The 17,828-nt window shown below is 53.6% G+C and carries 13 protein-coding genes; 8 read left to right on the forward strand and 5 right to left on the reverse strand.

Going from position 1 to position 17,828, the window contains the following annotated elements:
* Positions 1–1,069, reverse strand: a 1,069-nt coding sequence (locus FJ146_16955) for a sodium/proton-translocating pyrophosphatase (protein MBM4253658.1), incomplete at its 3' end; no start/stop codon positions are given.
* Positions 1,070–1,157: 88 nt separating this feature from the next.
* The gene (locus tag FJ146_16960; GenBank protein MBM4253659.1) at positions 1,158–2,387 is read right to left on the reverse strand and encodes a VWA domain-containing protein; all 1,230 of its coding nucleotides are present in this window, start codon (positions 2,385–2,387) and stop codon (positions 1,158–1,160) included.
* 275 nt (positions 2,388–2,662) lie between these two features.
* Here FJ146_16960 and FJ146_16965 point away from each other — a divergent pair, with 275 nt between their 5' ends.
* Entirely contained in the window at positions 2,663–3,574 is a 912-nt protein-coding gene (locus FJ146_16965; protein ID MBM4253660.1) for a hypothetical protein, read from the forward strand.
* Positions 3,575–3,623: 49 nt separating this feature from the next.
* Here FJ146_16965 and FJ146_16970 read toward each other — a convergent pair whose 3' ends face one another.
* A complete protein-coding gene (locus tag FJ146_16970) occupies positions 3,624–5,858 on the reverse strand; it encodes a hypothetical protein (GenBank protein ID MBM4253661.1) in 2,235 nt (744 codons plus the stop codon).
* A gap of 142 nt (positions 5,859–6,000) precedes the next feature.
* On the opposite strand from FJ146_16970, the gene FJ146_16975 reads away from it, so the two are divergent.
* A complete protein-coding gene (locus FJ146_16975; protein ID MBM4253662.1) occupies positions 6,001–7,182 on the forward strand; it encodes a quinone-dependent dihydroorotate dehydrogenase in 1,182 nt (393 codons plus the stop codon).
* Positions 7,175–8,737, forward strand: coding sequence for an HD domain-containing protein (locus FJ146_16980; GenBank protein ID MBM4253663.1), 1,563 nt, complete (start codon positions 7,175–7,177; stop codon positions 8,735–8,737). The genes FJ146_16975 and FJ146_16980 overlap by 8 nt, the downstream gene beginning before the upstream one ends.
* On the opposite strand, the gene FJ146_16985 is transcribed toward FJ146_16980, so the two are convergent.
* Entirely contained in the window at positions 8,734–11,022 is a 2,289-nt protein-coding gene (locus tag FJ146_16985; protein ID MBM4253664.1) for a hypothetical protein, read from the reverse strand. The genes FJ146_16980 and FJ146_16985 overlap by 4 nt on opposite strands.
* A 106-nt stretch (positions 11,023–11,128) precedes the next feature.
* Here FJ146_16985 and FJ146_16990 point away from each other — a divergent pair, with 106 nt between their 5' ends.
* Positions 11,129–12,460 (forward strand): PhoH family protein, encoded by a 1,332-nt coding sequence (locus FJ146_16990; protein ID MBM4253665.1) that lies wholly within the window; start codon positions 11,129–11,131, stop codon positions 12,458–12,460.
* 162 nt (positions 12,461–12,622) lie between these two features.
* A complete protein-coding gene (locus FJ146_16995) occupies positions 12,623–13,960 on the forward strand; it encodes an ammonium transporter (protein MBM4253666.1) in 1,338 nt (445 codons plus the stop codon).
* Positions 13,961–14,058: 98 nt separating this feature from the next.
* On the opposite strand, the gene FJ146_17000 is transcribed toward FJ146_16995, so the two are convergent.
* Entirely contained in the window at positions 14,059–14,661 is a 603-nt protein-coding gene (locus FJ146_17000) for a polyisoprenoid-binding protein (protein ID MBM4253667.1), read from the reverse strand.
* 199 nt (positions 14,662–14,860) lie between these two features.
* Here FJ146_17000 and infC point away from each other — a divergent pair, with 199 nt between their 5' ends.
* The 3 genes from infC to FJ146_17015 form a co-directional block, all read left to right on the forward strand.
* Positions 14,861–15,337, forward strand: a complete 477-nt coding sequence (infC, locus tag FJ146_17005) for a translation initiation factor IF-3 (GenBank protein ID MBM4253668.1) — start codon at positions 14,861–14,863, stop codon at positions 15,335–15,337.
* A 227-nt stretch (positions 15,338–15,564) separates the two neighbouring features.
* Complete coding sequence (locus tag FJ146_17010) at positions 15,565–16,467, forward strand: ImmA/IrrE family metallo-endopeptidase (protein MBM4253669.1); 903 nt, start codon at positions 15,565–15,567, stop codon at positions 16,465–16,467.
* A gap of 173 nt (positions 16,468–16,640) precedes the next feature.
* Positions 16,641–17,828: hypothetical protein (locus FJ146_17015; protein MBM4253670.1), on the forward strand; the 1,188-nt coding region annotated here is incomplete at its 3' end.

Consider the following 17,828-nt stretch of genomic DNA (forward strand, 5'->3'; position numbering starts at 1 on the left):
CCGCTAGGATGGAGGCAAGTACTCCTGTTTTAGTCACGACGGTGGTGCCGACAGTAAACGACTCAACCATCACTTTGTCGGTGACGAGATAGATAGCGATGGACATCAGCACGGTGGAGATAAGTAGCTGACGTTTCAGTACGGGCTCGACAGCGGTGCTGTCTTTGCCCAAGCGCGCGAACAATGCTGTCAGCAAACAGACCGGAATGCCGACGGCAGAAATAGCGATCGGGTAAAGCAGGGCATCGACGTTAGTGGCGATGGCTTCTGCCGTTGCACCGATGACCAGGGCTGCACAGGTTGCTTCAGCGAGCGACCCGAAAAGATCCGCGCCCATACCCGCAATGTCACCGACGTTGTCACCGACGTTGTCGGCGATCACGGCTGGGTTACGCGGATCGTCTTCGGGAATGCCTTGTTCCACCTTACCGACCAAGTCAGCGCCGACGTCTGCTGCTTTGGTGTAGATACCGCCGCCGACGCGTCCAAAAAGAGCAACTGTAGAGCCGCCCAGACCGAAGCCGGCAACCATATCCATGACCAGCTCAGGCTTGCCGAGGAGTTGGGTGTAGACGAGGGTAATGGTGATGAGTGCGAGTAAAGCTAAGCCAACGAGTCCGAAGCCCATGACGGCCCCAGCATCAAAGGCCACGCGGAATGCGGAACCAATGCTCTGCTGCGCGCGGGAGGTCGCACGCACGTTACCCATGGTCGCGATCTTCATACCTAAAAAGGCGCAGATGCTCGAGGTCACAGCGCCAGCTAAGAACGAAACGGCACTGTAAGCGCCCTCGTTGAACGGCAATGTGCCGGTATTAAGAGCAAAGTAGATAAGACCAGCAAATGCGAGGGCAAAAGCCCCCACGAATAAATACTCGCGCGACAAAAAGGCCATGGCGCCTTCAGCGATAGCGTCAGAGATCTCTTTCAATCGGTCGACTTGGGCAGTGGTCCCTGCCTCAATCGGCACCCTAACGACGCGCCATGCATAAAACACGGCGGCCAAAATGGCCAAAACTCCACAACCGTAAATCACTGCAACCACTTCACATCCTCCCAAAAAAGTCATGCCCCGGCCACCGTCTCGTGACCGAGGTACACTTATGGCGCGGGACCGGCACTTTAGCACCGATCACGCCGGAGGACATTAATAAAACTTAGGGGGATTTGACGCCCACCTTGGCCGTTGACTTGCTGCTGCCGCCGTCGCTGTCCTTCACTTCCACCTCGAGAGTGCCGTCGAGTCCCTCTAGTTCGAACGGCGCAGTCTTGAAGATCCAGTTACCGGGATTATTAGGATCCGGATCTATCGAGGCTATGGCGACCTGTTTCGAAACCCCGCCCGAGGTGAGCGTTGCGGTAGCCGAGGTTGGCACCAACGTCGGTGGCTCAAACTTCAGGATCGAGCCTGCCAAATCAGTGGCGTTGCTGACAAGTTTGACGCGGTTTGGGTCGCCGGTCACATTGGTCATAGTGGACTGTGCTGTGGCTGCCTGAGCACCCAGCAGAATACTGTTCAGTGTCACACCAGGGGTCACGTCTTTGAGTGCACGCCCGGCATCGATAGCATGGCCGATCACGGTCGGATCGTTATCAAAGCTGAAGGAACCGTCCAGCTTCACGTTGGGCGCGCCGTCCGTGATGAAGTAGATCAGCACCCGACCTTGCACGCCTTGCAGCATATATCGCGCCTGCTGAAGGGGAGCGTGATAATTGGTGGCACCGGCAGCGCGGCAAAACTTATCGGCCACGAGACTCTGAGCAAAGGTGTCGACGTCGGCGAGTGGGATGATTCCCGTCACGTCGACAGCGGTCGAGAACGGAATCATGCCTTCCTGCACCACGGTGCTAGGATCAGCTGAATTCTTGAGGTAGCTGGTGATCGCCTTAGCGGCCTGCAATCGACCGCAGGAATCTCCTACTTTGGGATCCATAGTCTGCATGGAGCCAGACCAGTCAATCAAGAAAAGCACGGTGATGCGCGATGGTCTTTGCGGTTTTGGGCAGATCGATCCTGTAAGTTCAGCCATCCTGGCTTTACCGTTTTTGTCCGGTAGGATTTCTACCTTGGCGGTTTCGGGATCGGCTAACTCGGCACACGATAGCGCCAGTGATTGTGGTTGATCCGCAGGACCTCCACCAGAAGAGCCATCGGCATCGCCGCGCTTGCCGCGTCCGGTGGTAGGCTGCGACGGCTTGGTCGGCTTGCTCGGCCCAGCCTTAGCGGTGCCCGTCGGTGCATCAAAGTTGGCGCTACTACACCCACCCAAGTTTAGGGTGAGGAGGCAAGCTGCCATCAGGCCGCCCCAGCTACTCACTCCGACTTTTCCTGTTCCTCTATACTTCCTAGAAACTGACATCTGAGGCTCCCTTCGTGAAACCTGCATCAACGTAACCGCGCTAGTACTCGGCAGGAGCGTCTGAAAGCTTTAGCGAAAACAAATAAACGGCAAATTTTACTAGTGATTACGGAACACCGCGGCATCGTATTGTCCCTCATGCCGCCGGTGGTGGTGGCTATTTCGCCGTATCATCGGGATTGGTCTTGTCCGTCTAATTAGGTAAAATATAAACAACTTCATGGTTACACCCTCACCCCAGCCGCAGTTCCTCTGCGAGGACTAGCCTCGCTTCACCGCCACTGTCAAACAAAGGATCAGTTATGCTTATTGCATCTGGCCGTCAGTATTTAGCGCGTGTACTAATCATCGTGGTCGCCGTCATAGCGGTGCCGTTTTGTAGTAAAGCAAGATCCGCGGCCGAGCAGGGCCCAGACCGTCAGCAAGAATTGCCTGAACAAAACCCGAGGGATCCCAGCCAACAAGACCAGACCGGTGGCGATCCCACGCAGCAAAAACCGCGAGTCCAGGCCAACGGTTATGCCACGCGCTACTGGGACTGCTGTAAACCTCACTGCGGGTGGCCAGGTAACGTCGGTGGAGGTGCGAGACCAGTTGGTACTTGCGACATCAACAATCACAGTCACGGTCGCCACTTTTTGCATCAGTCTAGCTGTGGTGGGGGGGACGGCTTCACCTGCTTTGGTATGGCACCTTGGGCTAAAAGTGACACGCTATCTTATGGGTTTGCAGCCGTTCCAACTCCTGGATCGGTCTGCGGCAAATGTTACGAGCTCACATTTAACGGCGAAGGTCACTACGGCGAGGATAAGGGCGCAAGGAGACTCGCCAATAAGCGTATGATTGTGCAGGCGACGAACATCGGCCATGACGTCAATGGTGGTCAGTTCGATCTGCTGATTCCGGGCGGTGGCGTTGGGGCTTTCAATGCCTGTAGTCGGCAGTGGAACGTGTCTGACGCGGAGCTAGGTGCGCAGTACGGAGGTATTTTGTCGGCATGTAAACAGAAACATGGCTACAATGCTGAGCTAGATGTCTATAAGAGCTGTGTGCGTGAAAAATGTAACACGCTCTTCGGTACCGCCGGTCGGAGCGATCTATTGCGTGGATGTATGTGGTTCGTCGACTGGTTCGAGGCGGCTGACAATCCGAATCTACAGTATGCTGAGGTAGCCTGTCCTCGCGAACTTGATGATGTTTCCGGTATGCATTGAACCAAAAAAAGAGGCCCATGATCACCTAAGGTGGTCACGGGCCTCGTCCTTAACGTTTCGCTGTAAGTGTCTCCAAAGCGCGCCGCGCGCGGTCGCTCATCGCACCCGGAGCCGCTACGCTAGGCGTGGAGTTCACGGGGGTGGCTGATGGTGCTGCAGCCGGCCTTACCTGATGATGCTGAGGCCCCGTTCTACTCGGCGCTGCGGCGGCGGGTGCAATGGTCTTCTCGACCGCTTGGCCACGGCCAAAGCCTGCTGGTGCTAGCATGGCGGCAAAGTCATCGTCAGCTATGAGGAATATACGTGGCTCGCACGGTGTTGCGTCATCGATAGCGCTCAGTAGGGCGAGCCGATGTTTTTGGCTCGTGCGCTCCTCGTCCCATGTATAAATGCTGAGCACAGCATCGGACGAACTGTCGATCGCAACCTTTTTGTCCTGCGATTCCTGCGTCACGTGTACCAACGATAGGGCTTCTATCAAAGTTGCAACTTTGAGGAATTCTGGGCAGCGCTCATCGTGGATGGGGAAGGCCGGGATATGGTACTGCTCGAATAAATTTTGCCAGCTACTCAAGAGAGACTTGCGTCTTGATTTGAGGAGTTCGCGCAAATTAGCGCTGGCCTTAACCTCTGCGGCAGCGCTGCGCATTTGATCAAGCCTTTTGCGCTTATTGTCGCGGTACCTGAGTAGTCCCTGGACCTCACCTAGGAGGATACTCGGATTGCTCAGATCGCTGACATTTTGACTGCCAGTGACTTGGCGCCAATCGCGTACGAGACGCTCGCTTTTGACTAAGTTGGCACTAAACGATTTCAGCTTTTGAATGAGGTCGATGCGTTTTTCGTTTAGAGCTGCAAGTTTACCGTGCTTCGTGGCGATGACCAGTAACTTATTGAGATCGAGGTCGTCGGGTAGAGCTGATTTTTTTGCTGTCGCTAACCATTGTTCACGAATTTTGGTGTAGTTTCGGAGGAGGTTGTCGTGTGCTTTATCAAGAGCAGCAAGAGTCCTGTCGTGCTGTTGGCGGGCGACATCGAGACCGGTATTAAAATCTTTGATGCGCTTTAGCGCATAGGTGATTGCCATCTCCGCCGTTTCAAGGTCGGCGGCAACCTGTTCGTCTATGATCTGCAGGTCATTAGCCGGAACCAATTCCTCGTGCTTATTTTTGAATCGGTCGAACCAGGTTTTAGCGCGCTGCATTTCTGGCGCAGATGCCTGCAATTTCGTCTCACGGTGACGCAAACGCACTTGCAGAGAGGCTAAACACTGTTCGAGCTCACCGGCGACTTGTCTGTCGCCGGCGACTCCAGTTTCTGCAAGCTTGACGTAGCGTTGATGGGCTGGCTCCAGATGTTGCTGATAGTAGCGCCTTGCATCTTGCGTGGCGTGGATGAGTCGCGAGTAAGCCTCAAGACGGCTAAGATTTGCTATCGCAGTGCGAAAATCACAGGGCGGTAGTTTGCCCTCAGTAACCTCAACCCCCATGCTGGCGCAAAGCTCTGCGACGTCGCCATCGACTTTAGCCAAATCGTCCTTGAGTGATTTGAGTGTGATCCCTGGTTGAAGAAGAGGAGAGGCGATCTCTGCCAACTTATCGAGGAGCTCAAGCTCACTGGAGAGGGCAGCAACTTGCGGTGTTTCGTTGGCGACGAGACCTTGGGTCTCCTCCTTGAGGTCCTGAAACTGCCGCGCCAACTCGTGATACTGGGTATGCACGGGAGCGGCATCGGCGGCTAATTGCACAATGACCCGCGGATCACTCAGCTGAGGTAATTTAAATAACTCAGCGCATTTAGCCGCCATGCTGAGGATTTGTTGGTGGGCGATGTCTTTAATGCTTTGTGCTGTCGCTGAGGCAGCACTGGCGCCTAGGGTGATGATGCGCAGGTCCTCGGCCATGCCCTGGATCTCAAATTGAGCCACTTCGAGCTGTGAGATCATAGACTGATCGTGTTCGTATAGGGCGGAGGCAAGTGCCTTCTCGCCGTCACCGCTGGGCAGGGCGACGCCGTCGCGCATGACCCGTGAGACGTTGCCGCGGCGTTGCACGACCCAGGTGTGGCCACCGTCGTCGCTCAATTGCAGGGCCACCTCGTGGATTTTATTGGGAGCGACCTTGCCGGTGAGCGCAAAGACGAGTCCGGATGCGATGTCGCTGAGTTCTGACCGCGTTGCGTTGACGTACAAGTAGGTGCGCAGACGCCCCGTGGCAGGGCTAAATCTCCACGTCCGCCAATCTTCCTCTGGCCGTGTGCGGTAGCGAAGAACGTTCAAGTTCACGGTGCATCTCCCAGAAATAACAGGGTTAAGTGGCCAATCTCGGGTGGCTGGTGCCGACCTGGGGTGGCTGTGATGGCGATGGATATGGGTCTGAAGGATGAAGCGCAGGAGAATAACGGAGTGCTAGGAAGCGAATGCTCGCGTGGCTATTTCTATTGTACATGATTTGCCTACCAAGGTTAATCTCTTGAGTGCTTGGTTTAAGGCGGGTAAGCTGCGGGCGATGAGTGAAACTGCCAAAATCGCGACAATTACTCATGTGCCCATGCGGGGATCGCTGGGTGCATGGATCAGTGGCGTTGGCACAGCCCTGCTCCGCCTCCTGCCGGCCGAGACGGCACACGATATAGGTATGAGCCTTTTGGCCAGGGGTATCCTGGATCACGTATCGACGCCGTTCATCGACCCGTTGACGGCTGGTATGGGAGTGACCCTGCCCGGTATCGGTGACTTGCCTCATCCTATCGGACTTGCGGCGGGTTTTGATAAGCATTGCCGCGTGCCAGCAGCGTTCGCCCGCATGGGCTTCAGTATGCTTGAGGTTGGTACGGTCACACCGCAGGCCCAGCCTGGTAACCCAAAGCCGCGCCTTTTTCGCCAAGCTGAACAGCTCGCGCTTATAAACAGAATGGGGTTTAACAGTGACGGCGCCGCGACAATCGCCGACAGGTTGAGACGCCTCAACTGGCAACATGATCTTGTTCCGCTGGGCATCAACTGCGGTAAGAATAAGAATACGCCTGCGGATCGTGCGATCGATGACTATCTGCAGGTTATGAGCGCGTTCGGGGATTTGGCGCACTATTTTGTCGTCAACATCTCGTCGCCGAATACACCCGGACTGCGCGATCTGGCTACGCCGACTTTTATTCACAGTTTAGCCGACGAGATTGGTGATCGCTTGCCTAAAGTCTGGGTTAAGCTTGATCCCGATATGGACCGTCGTGAATTTCAGGCGCTAGTCGAGGCTATCAGTGAGCGAGGATTCCGTGGGATTATCGTCAGCAATACGCATCGCGTGGCGGTACCTGAGGCTGGCGGGCAGAGCGGCCATCCCTTGATGGCGCTTTCTACGGCGTGTCTCGAGTGGGCCTATGCGGTCCACCAAGGTCGTCTACCGATGATTGCAACCGGCGGTGTGCTGAGTGGAGCTGACATCTTTCAAAAGCTGGCGCGCGGTGCGAGTGCCGTTCAGATTTATACGGCTCTAGTTTACCGTGGCCCATGGGTAGTGCATCAGCTTTTGGTTGAATTAGCGGCTGAGCTGAAGTTGCGCGGCATAAGTCACGTGCAAGATATCATAGGTAGTTACTATCGTGAGTGATTTTGATCTAGAGATCGTCCGACGGATTCGTGGCAATGTGCATGGCACGGTAGATATCACGGCGCTTGAAGATCGCGTGATCGATCACCCGATGGTGCAGCGCCTTCGTCGCATCAAGCAGTTAGCGTTTCTATCCCTGGTGTTTCCTGGTGCGACGCACACCCGGTTTGAGCACTCTCTAGGGGTGATGCAGCTAACGGGATTCACCTGGAGCAAGATGCGCTCTAATCAGCAGCGGTTAGCGCAGAGCTGTGGGCGTTATCGTGATTTCGCCTCTATCGAACGGCGCGGCGTAAAGATCGGTGATCAGACTCTGGTGCACGGTTTACTTGCTCCCACGTTTCCCTTGATAGAGGAAATTTTTGGCTCAGCCTATACGCTACAAACAGTGCGTTTAGCTGCCCTTCTGCACGATCTGGGTCACCCTCCATTCTCTCATAGTGGGGAGCGATTCTTACCGAGTTGGAAGGCAATGCTCACGGCCAATCGTGATAAGATCCCGACTTATCTTCGTGAATATCTTGAGGAGTCCTGCCTCAATATCGCGGCGTCCGGCCAAGATCCAGCGACTAAGTCTGTACGGCACGAGGTTTATACACTCCTTTTGGTCGATAAGTTGCTCACCGAGATCAATCTGAGTTATCAGGGTTCGCTGAAGATCGATCCTCGCGATGTCGTCAGTGTCATCAACCCGGCCATAGCTCCGGCACCAAATTCGCCACTATTGAAGCACGGCGTTTACCGTCTATGCCACGAACTGATCTCGGGCGAAGTCGACACGGACCGTATGGACTATCTACTGCGCGACTCGCGCGAGTGCGGTGTTGTTTACGGTATTTTTGACGCGACGCGGATTCAAGAGTCGCTCTCGATTTATTATGACGAGCGTGATCAGGGTGTCCACATGGCGATCAATCTTTCGGGATTGGCAGCTTTTGAAGACTACCTGCGTGCTAGGCACTCGATGTATCTCCAGCTGTATTTCCATAAAACATCGGTCGCGGCAGAGGCCATGTTGGCCCATTTAGCGCGCATGCTGGGTGGCTGGACCATGCCTACGGATCTCACAGCTTATGCCGATTTGGACGAGTACAACATCGAACCCTGTCTTGCAGCCGCGGCGGAGCGTTTACCGGCTGCGCAAAAGGCACGCTTTGAGGAGCTCCTGGCTCAGTTGCTACGTCATAGGCGCCTATGGAAGCGCGTGTTTGAAATTACCGGCAAGGATCGGAGCGCCGGCGACCATGCTACCGAGGCGGCATCTAAGCTCTTGGCCCGTGAGGGCATCCCATTTGAACAAGTATCATCCGAGAGCTCTCTGACCACGTTTAGAACGCGCAGAGAACATGAGCTCAGTCACAACTACCTGCGTCTCATTAAAAAAGATGATCAGCAATTCCCGCGGGTATTTGCGATTGAGGACTATGCCTCACCATCTTTGATATCGGGTGATACGCGGGTACATATTAGTCGTATCTATGTCGAGGACAAGAAGCTCGCTACGGGTCAACAGCTGCCTGAACAAGTCAAGCAGCTGATTCGGGAGCAGGTTTAACTCGGTTTCTTGCGTTTCTTGTTGTGCTTCAGCATGAACTTGAGTGATTCGCGAGCCGAGATCTCGTCATAACCAAAGCGGCGATCGAGCTCTCTGTAGGTCTCGCGCGCTGCTTCCTTATCTTTGTCACTGACGGAACGCTCATCCTCAGTGCCGAGTGCCAGCATCGCCTGGTAAACCACTTGCACCACATTCTTGTGCTGAGCGTGATAATGCTCCTGAATGCGCGCCAGTATATCTTGGAAGACATGACTTATGTCTAGTTCGTCGCGGGGGTGATCGAGTCGCCAGCTGGCCAGACGACTGAGCATCCCCTCTCTGTGACGTTCGGAAGAGCCTTGGATGCCAATGATCTTCTCAATCTCTTGCATCAGATTCTGGTTAGCGGGTTCATATTGTTCTGAGGCCGTGTTGTAGATCTTTTCGCGCTTCACTTCGGCGACGACATTTTCTATGTAGCGGCTGAGAAGTTTTTCGTACTCCTCTTCAGCTACCATCGACATCGCCTTCAGGGTCTCGATTTCGAAAATATCAGCAAACTCGTCCTTAATTACGCCGATAAACTGGGCGGCATCGTGATACTTGCCGCGCGGCTCGAATTGCAGGAATTCATAGACTGTTCGATCTTTGGTCAAACGTTCGAGTTCCTCGAAAATGACCATGGGTGTGACGGTCTGATGGTGGGCATTCTGAGCGCTGCGTTGCAGTAGTTGTTTGATTTCGCGCGGTGAGGCACCAAAGCGCCCCTCGTAGACCACTAAACCTACCGACTCGTTCATGATGCGGGTACGGAGTTCGCGTAGTTGCGATTCCTCAGCGTTTTTGAATACTGGGCGTAGCGGTTCGTCCTCGTAGAGGCGTGCTTTAGACCGCGGATCAAGTTTAGCAACGAGACTGCGGTAATTACTGTCATAGTACTCTGGATCGGGCTGTTTATACCTAGTCATGACGGCCCAAATGCACAGTAGCTTAAGGGCATGGGGTGCAAAAGGCCTGGTTTTTGACAAGGCCTCAACATCGCGCGTGTAGATTTGCATCTCCTGCGATGGTCTGAGTAGGTAAGGCACCGTGATGAGTTCAAAGCGCCCTCTAAACGAGCTAAAGTCTGGAATAGTTTTGAACGTGTCTAGGTGTTTTTCATTGGTGGTGGCAAGAAAAACCATGTCGAGATTAGCGGTCGACGACGGCAGACTTATCGATGATTTCTCGACAGTGGTCAGCAGGTACTTAAAGGACTCGAGTGGTCGCTTCAGTAAGTCCGAGAACTCCAGTAGTCCGCGGTTGGCTTCAATCAGCTCCCCTTGTGCCTCGTAATAGCGGATGTTGTGCAAAAGCGACGGCATGTTGGCGATGTTGCGATCCATGGTCAGCTGTTTTTCGACAGCGTCGACTGCCATTTGCGGTTCGACTGTGGAAATGCCAACCCGGTACTGGCGCGAGTAAAAGAAGCGCTCAATTTGCACGTGGCGCAGTACTTTGGCGACGTCGCCGTCGTAGGCGTTCAGTAGATTTTCGAAGATCAGCTGGTTGCGCTTTGAGAGGCCCGACTGTTTAATATGAGGCGGTAACTCGACGTCCTCTGGCCGGCGCCCCTGATGAGCGGCGATCCATTTGCGTAGCCACTGTTCCCGCTCTGGCATGGGGATTAAATAGATCGGATTATCTTTGAAGTCGGACGAGATCTTTGAGGCGATCTGCGTGTCGTCGAGGAGGGCATACGAGCCGTGGATGTCAGCATTTTTTTCTGACAAGGCACCAAATCCAATGGGGCCGCTATCACCCTTAAGTGGCGCCTGCGTCGCCTTATCGTTGGGGAAGATCCAGTTGAAGCTATACACGGCACCTTCAGGCAGCTCACTATACTTTTGCATGCCGGAGGCTATCGCTTCGATCGTCGAAGTTTTTGCCGAGCCGTTGGGTCCGTGAAGTAGGATAAGTTTATTGACGTAGCCCTGCCTGACAAAGGCTTGGAGCACGTTATAAATTTCATCCTGAACGGGCTCTCCGCCGACTATGGGGCCGGTCTTCTCGCGGTTAATATCGAATAGCTTGAAGCGTGAGCCCTGATTCTTACCGAGATCGCGCTGACCAAAATGGTCGAAGGTATCGCGCATGTATGCGGCAGCACTGCGGGTCAGCGCCAACGGGTTCTCGCGGACGAGCTCGAGATACTCAGCGAATGGTAGAATTATGCGCTGCTTCTGGAAGTGTTCCCGGTGCTGTCGTGACAGTTCACTGATCGCTTGAGCGGCATCAAGCTCCATGTCCCCAGTCCCCTTTAGCATTTTTTTTTACAGGTTCTTTGCTGGATAATAACTCATGACAATGGTTTAGTAAGTATCTATATTCAGCAGACAAACATTTTTCTACGGCCGTAGCCGAAAGAGTTCCATGAAAAAGGTCTTCATCCTCGATACCAACGTTCTTCTAAACAGTCCCGACAGTATATTTAAATTTGACGACAATGATGTGGTGATCCCGATCTCTGTGATCGAGGAAATCGACACGTTTAAGAAGGACCTCAGTGAGACTGGGCGTAATGCCCGCGAGGTGTCGCGGATATTGGATCGGCTGCGCGTGCGCGGGACGCTCTCGTCGGGGGTGAAGCTGTTTGATGATCGGCCTGATAGCGGTAGTCTCTTTGTCTACCTTGGCCACAATATGGAGATCTTGCCCGAGCTTTTAGTGGATGGCACGGATAACCATATCCTAGCGATCGCCTTGACGCTGCAGAAGCAGTTCGGCGAGACTAGGGCCGTCATTGTTATCACCAAAGACTCGAACCTGCGGATCAAGTCGGATGCGTTTGGTATCCAGGCCGAGGACTTTGAAGCGGACAAAGTCGACATCTCGCATCTTTACAGCGGCATTTTGACGCTGAAGGTTGATGCTCAAGCCATTAATGGCTTCTACACCAAGCGAGAAATCCGGTTGGCCGGCATTGAGATCATGCCAAACCAATTTGTGATTCTTGAGGATGAGAATGACGCCGCGCAGTTTGTTTACGGCAAATTTGATGCCCAAGAGGGCGTCGTGCGGATGCTGGAAAACCAGGCCGAGGGCGTTTGGGGTATTTATCCTCGGAACATTGAGCAAATCTTTGCCCTTGAAGCTCTGCTCGACGACAATATCAAGTTAGTAACGCTGAGCGGCAACGCTGGTACGGGTAAGACTTTGCTAGCAATCGCTGCGGGGCTTGCTAAGACGACCGATGAGGACGAGTACCATAAGCTGCTTGTCGCAAGGCCGGTATTCCCACTTGGTAAAGACATCGGGTTTTTGCCCGGTGACTTAGATGAGAAGCTGAATCCTTGGATGCAGCCCATCTATGACAACTTGGAGCTCCTGCTGAGTGGCGGCACTCACACGCGGCAGAAGAGGCTCAGCAAGAGTTATCAGGAACTGATCAATCAGGGTATGCTGCAGGTTGAGCCTTTGACCTACATCCGTGGTCGCTCACTCCCCAATATTTATTTTGTCGTCGATGAGTCCCAAAACTTGACCCCGCACGAGATCAAAACCATCCTGACACGAGCGGGGGAGGGTACTAAGATTGTCCTGACGGGCGACCCTTACCAGATTGATAATCCTTATATCGACTCGCAGAATAACGGTCTCACTTATGTCATCGAGAAGTTTCGCCGTGAGCCGATCGCAGCACATGTAACCTTGAAAAAAGGTGAGCGTAGCGAGCTTGCAACTGCTGCGGCTACCTTACTTTGATTTTTTCTAACTATAGTATTGTTTAAGCAAAAAAATGTTTGCTATGATGCCGCTGGTTCCAAGTTTGATTGTGAGAGTCTGACCTAGGGTTGGATTCAGCACAGTTGGACAGAGCCAGTTTTTTTTAGAGTTCTCGATTCTAAAAGATTAAAGGAGACCCCCATGAGCAGCAGAAAGCGCGTCACGGCGCTGGCGGCGTTGGCCGCTGTGATCCTCGGTGGTGCGTTAGTCAGCGTACCGAGCCTCACCCCTCCTACCGCAGCAGATCCCATCAGTAATGCCGACACGGCCTGGATGCTTGCATCCACAGCGCTCGTATTGCTCATGACACCTGGGTTAGCCTTTTTCTATGGCGGCATGATCAGTCGCCAACACGTCGTCACGACTATGTTTCAGAGCTTTATTGCCATGGGAGTGGTGAGCCTCCTGTGGGTAGCTGTGGCCTTTAGTCTGTCCTTTGGGGACTCCTTGTACGGGCTCATAGGTGACCCGCGTACCTTCTTTATGTTTAAAAACGTGGGCGCCGCCCCCTATCCGGCTCTGGCCCCTACCATCCCGCTTGCGCTATTCGCCCTGTTCCAAATGAAATTCGCTATCATCACTCCTGCGTTGGTGACGGGTAGCTTTGCAGAACGCATTAAGTTTTCGTCCTTTGTGTTTTTCATGATTCTCTTCACCTTGTTTGTTTACGCGCCGTTGGCACATTGGACTTGGCACCCAGATGGGCTGCTCCGTAAGTGGGGTGTGCTCGATTTTGCTGGTGGCACTGTAGTCCATATGACGGCGGGATTTGCCGGGCTTGCCGGAGCTCTCGCTGTGGGCCGCAAGGGTGATGGCAACCATCATGTGATTCCTGCCAACATCCCCTTTGTACTTCTCGGCACTGGTCTCCTTTGGTTCGGTTGGTTTGGCTTCAATGCTGGCTCGCAGCTTGCTGCTGATGGTGGGGCTGTCACGGCATTCTTGACCACAAATACGGCGGCTGCAGCAGCCATGGTCGCATGGGTCCTTGTGGACGTGATCTGTGGTCGTCGCGCCAGTGCACTTAATGCAGCTATTGGCTCTGTAGTGGGTTTAGTTGCGGTAACGCCGGCGGCCGGTTTCATCTCTGTCGGGGCAAGTGTGGTGATAGGTGCAGTCGCGGCACTCATTTCAAATTGGGCCGTGAATGCCCAATGGCTGAAGACGCGCCTTGCTGACACCTTGGACGTCTTTGCTTGTCACGGTATCGGTGGTGTTGTTGGTATGCTGCTTACTGCGGTTTTCGCAAGTAAAGGCGGTGCGATTACCGGTGACTTCAGCTTATTATGGAAGCACATCACGGCGACGGTGTTTGTTGGCTTCTTTGCCTTCATCATGTCCGCAACCTTGTACCGCATCGTTGGGGTCATCACTTCGCTCACGGATTTTGACCGTGAGCCCCTCGACGACACAACGGCCGCTGATGACGAGGGCAGCCCTGAATTGTTTGCAAAACGCAGCGCCGTTCACGGTGTCTGACGTCGCATCCTCACGATGAAGCAGCCCTGGCGCTTTAGCGTCAGGGCTGGATTATTTTTCGGATTATGTTCACCTAGGGGTGTCGAAGCCAGGAAACCTTAGTGAGCTGGTTTCTCTTGGCCTACGACTTCAATCTCGAGGGTGATGTCGACCTTCTCGCCGAGGACGAGGCCGCCGCCATCGAGGGTCTTGTTCCAACTAAGGCCGAATTCTTTACGGTCGATCGTGGTCGTCGCAGTAAACCCACGGTGCAGCTCTCCTTTAAAGCCTTTCACGGCTGGGGTCGGGCCTTCAACCGCTAACTCAACGTCTTTAGTGATGCAGTTGAGGGTCAGGGGGCCGGTGACTTTTAGGTTTGGCGCGGTGCCTTTGACCGTTTTGGATTCGAATTTAATCTCTTTGCATTTTTCGACATTGAAGAAGTCAGGGCTGCGCAAGTGCTTGTCACGGTCAGCGTTCTTGGTGTCGATCGTCGCCGGGTCGAGAGAGGCAACTACCTTGGCTTTGTCGAGGTTCTTGTCGTCGAGGTCGACGGTGCCCTTCATGCCGCCGATTTCACCGCGCACGTTGGCCACTACCAAGTGCTTGATCTTAAAGCTCGCCGACGAGTGGGATGCATCGATTTCCCAAACTGCTGCCGATGCCGTAGCGCTCACGAGGGCCAGGGCTGCTCCCGTCATTAGGCTGGTGATCTTCATCATAAAAGTCCCCTTATAACTGAAAGAAATATTTACTGTTTCGCCTGATTATGCGTGAGCGCTCCGAAACAAGCAAGCTAGCTCCCACACTAGGCTTCAGTCCAAAGCAAATATGCTGTATTTATTACCCGATTTCAGGTATGAGAAGTATCTTGGCAAGGGCTTGCCAGTATGGTGTTAACGTCAGAGGAGACTGTTTCGATTGGATATTTTTACTCGTGCGATGGCGCGCTCAGTTCCCCGTGTACGGCTAGTGGGAGAGGGCGTCAATGATATCGTGTCGGCCGATTTGGCCTTGCGTCAAGCCGAAGAGCAAGGTCTAGACCTGGTCATCGTTAGCGATAAATCTGACCCCCCAGTGGTCCGGATCCAGGACTTCAAAAAGCTGGAATACGAGAAAAAGAAGGCCCGCCAAAGTAAGGCTAAGACCTCAGAACTTAAAGAGATTCAGCTCAAGGTCAACATCTCTGATCACGACCTGCAGACCAAGGTGGCAGCCATCCGCCGCTTCCTCGAGCGCGGGGACAAGGTCAAGGTAACGGTCCGCCTGAAAGGGCGTGAGCGTGAGACTCCTGAGCGGGCTCAAGGTCTCATCACTAAGGTATCCGAGCTGGTTGAATGTAAGGTCAGTAAGCTTCCTGGTCCGATGACGATCGCGATTCTGGAAGCCGTTAAGTAAACCCAAATGTTTTGACTGTAGGGCTGCGAGAGAGGGGGGAGGAGTGTTCCTACTACCCCTGCTCGCAGCTTTTTCTCGCCTCCTTGACCGTTCGGGCAAAATCGTTTCTAATTGTACTAGGCTCCAATATTCAATCTAGTCGTCAAATGCGTGGCAGGATGCTGCGCCGCCCAGGCCATTAGGCCGTCTCTTGCTTTGAAGGCGTTAACTCCAGGGAGGACTCGGTCATGAAAAAGACGGCCGAAAACAGGTATCCGCATTCTGCGACGTTGTTTAAATTTTGCAAAGAGGCCCTTGAAATTCGCTACGAGGGCAACGTTAAGGTCATCGACCAAGACGTTGGGGCTATCCTCGGCTACGATCCAGCGGATTGCAGTCATTGGAAAAAGGGTAAGAAAAACATTCGCGCTCTATCGACGTTGCGTAGCATCGCCGATCATCTAGCGATCGATGAGCGCCTCCTGATCGACATTGCCTCGGGCAAGGTTGGGCTAGAGGAAGCCGTGTTTGAGTACCGTGGCTACGGCTCATTCGCACTGCAAGGTCGCAGCTTGGAAAATTTAAAGAAGGAATTCTTTAAAAATCCAACGCGCTGGCAAAACGAAGGCACGCAAAAGCCCTTCGAGGAAATCTTCGACACCGATCGCCCAAGCATTGTTAAAGCTGCCGAGGTAGTCATCAATGCTGGTAACTTCACGGAAGCGCCGGTCTACCTTCCCGAAGTTTATAAACTCTTTAACGGTATCAACTTGATCGCTGATGAGACGATTGACCGCGCTATCAAGATCGAGACCGAGGGTGCCGGTGATACATCGATCACGACGGTGCGTTACCGTGGTCCTGACATCAGGCCTTACGTCCGGTTCTTGCTGGCTAAGGAGCTGTTCAAGCACCTGACCCGTACCGGTCACGCCTCGTTCCGCCACTTTGTTGAGTCGCCGGCCGAGCTTCTCGAGATCCAGGCCAACATTTTTGCGGGTTTGCTGCTCATCCCAGGCAAAATGCTGCGTAAAGAAGTGGAAGTTATCGATAGCTCCATCGACATCATCCAGCAGCTAGCAGAGACATTCTGGACGTCGAAAGCGCTGATGAACCAGCGTCTCCGTGACTACATGGAACACTTGGACTAAGTAAAAAACAATTCCTCCCTGAATTTTTAAGTCGGCGCATCCACGCCGACTTTTTTTATTACTGCAGACAATGCCAACTACGTGCTCGGTAACTAATTCCCGCAAGGGCTAAAGATTGTTAACCCGATGACCGATCCCTTAAACGAGCTCACTTAAGAGCGCATGGATGGGTCATGGGCACGGCATTTAAACTACAGAACGGTCAGGTCTTGCTGTCGACTGAGGCACCCGGTGGTGTTTACACTGCGGCTCAGCTACGCAAGATAGCCGAGCTATGCGACAGCGACTCAGCCCTAGCCAAGGCCACAGAGGATCAGCGTTTAGCCCTGTTTGTCGCACCGGAGCACGTAGCGAAAGTAGCGAGTTCTCTGCGTGCTACTGGATTAGGTGTGCGCCATTATCAAGACGGCCTGCATCAACCAGTCAACTGTGTCGGTGAGTTGTGTCCTGAGCACCAACAAGACGCTATGGGTGCTGGAATGGAAATCGCCGCCGAGCTGGCCGCGATCAAGCTCGAGTCCCCGCTTAAAATTGGTATCAATGGGTGTGCACGCGGATGTGTTGCCACGCATACCCTAGATATATCTGTTCTTGGTGACAGTAATGGCTATCGCATAAGCCTAGGTGGTAAAAACTCTCAAATTCCGGAGATGGCCGCGTTTATGGCAGACGGCGTACCATCGGCAAAATTGCCGAAACTCATTGCAAAAATCGTCTCCATCTACAAAGAAATTGCCGAACCCGGTGAATCACTGCAAGAGGTGATTGAACGCCACGGTGCCGGCAAGTTTATCGCAGCCTTGGCTCCCTACAGCCAAGATGCACATCAAGATGAATCATTGGGAGGCGGCCTAGACGGATTCGGTAGTAATGAAGAAGTGAAACTCGATGATTTAGGGGTCCCTCAGCACGTCAACCACGATGGTCCCGCAATCGATGTTAACTTGGCAGAAGTAGAATTAAAGGCAGAACCTTCGGTAGACGGATTCAGAGCAGAGCCCACTTTAAACGACGAAGAAGAGATAGTGGCCGACCATCATGACGTCGAGCCCGAAGCTGAACTCGAACCGATTCAACCTATCGATGAAGATGTTTTTGAAGTAGCGACAGAGGAAGCGCTCGTGGCGCCGATCGCGCATGATGAAGAAGAATTGGTGGTCGATACTCACGCCGCTGAGTCAGGCCCGGAGTATCAAGGCGCCACAGTAGAGGCGGTGGAGTCGGCACCTGTGGCATCAGATGACCTGCACTTAGATCATGAAGTGGAGGTTGATGCCGTAAGGCTCGAGGCGACCAATGTCGCTCTCGATCATGAGTTAGACGTTAAGATGGAGCTACCACCAGCTCCCGAGCATTCATCT

This window comes from Deltaproteobacteria bacterium (assembly GCA_016874735.1).
Taxonomy (GTDB): domain Bacteria; phylum Bdellovibrionota_B; class Oligoflexia; order Oligoflexales; family CAIYRB01; genus CAIYRB01.

Bases quoted from the DNA above. Each gene is read 5' to 3' on its own strand.
- FJ146_16965 (MBM4253660.1), top strand. From the start codon at position 2,663: ATGCTTATTGCATCTGGCCGTCAGTATTTAGCGCGTGTACTAATCATC.
- FJ146_16985 (MBM4253664.1), bottom strand. From the start codon at position 11,022: ATGCTAAAGGGGACTGGGGACATGGAGCTTGATGCCGCTCAAGCGATC.
- FJ146_17010 (MBM4253669.1), top strand. From the start codon at position 15,565: ATGAAAAAGACGGCCGAAAACAGGTATCCGCATTCTGCGACGTTGTTT.
- FJ146_16960 (MBM4253659.1), bottom strand. From the start codon at position 2,387: ATGCAGGTTTCACGAAGGGAGCCTCAGATGTCAGTTTCTAGGAAGTAT.
- FJ146_16995 (MBM4253666.1), top strand. From the start codon at position 12,623: ATGAGCAGCAGAAAGCGCGTCACGGCGCTGGCGGCGTTGGCCGCTGTG.
- FJ146_16990 (MBM4253665.1), top strand. From the start codon at position 11,129: ATGAAAAAGGTCTTCATCCTCGATACCAACGTTCTTCTAAACAGTCCC.
- FJ146_17000 (MBM4253667.1), bottom strand. From the start codon at position 14,661: ATGATGAAGATCACCAGCCTAATGACGGGAGCAGCCCTGGCCCTCGTG.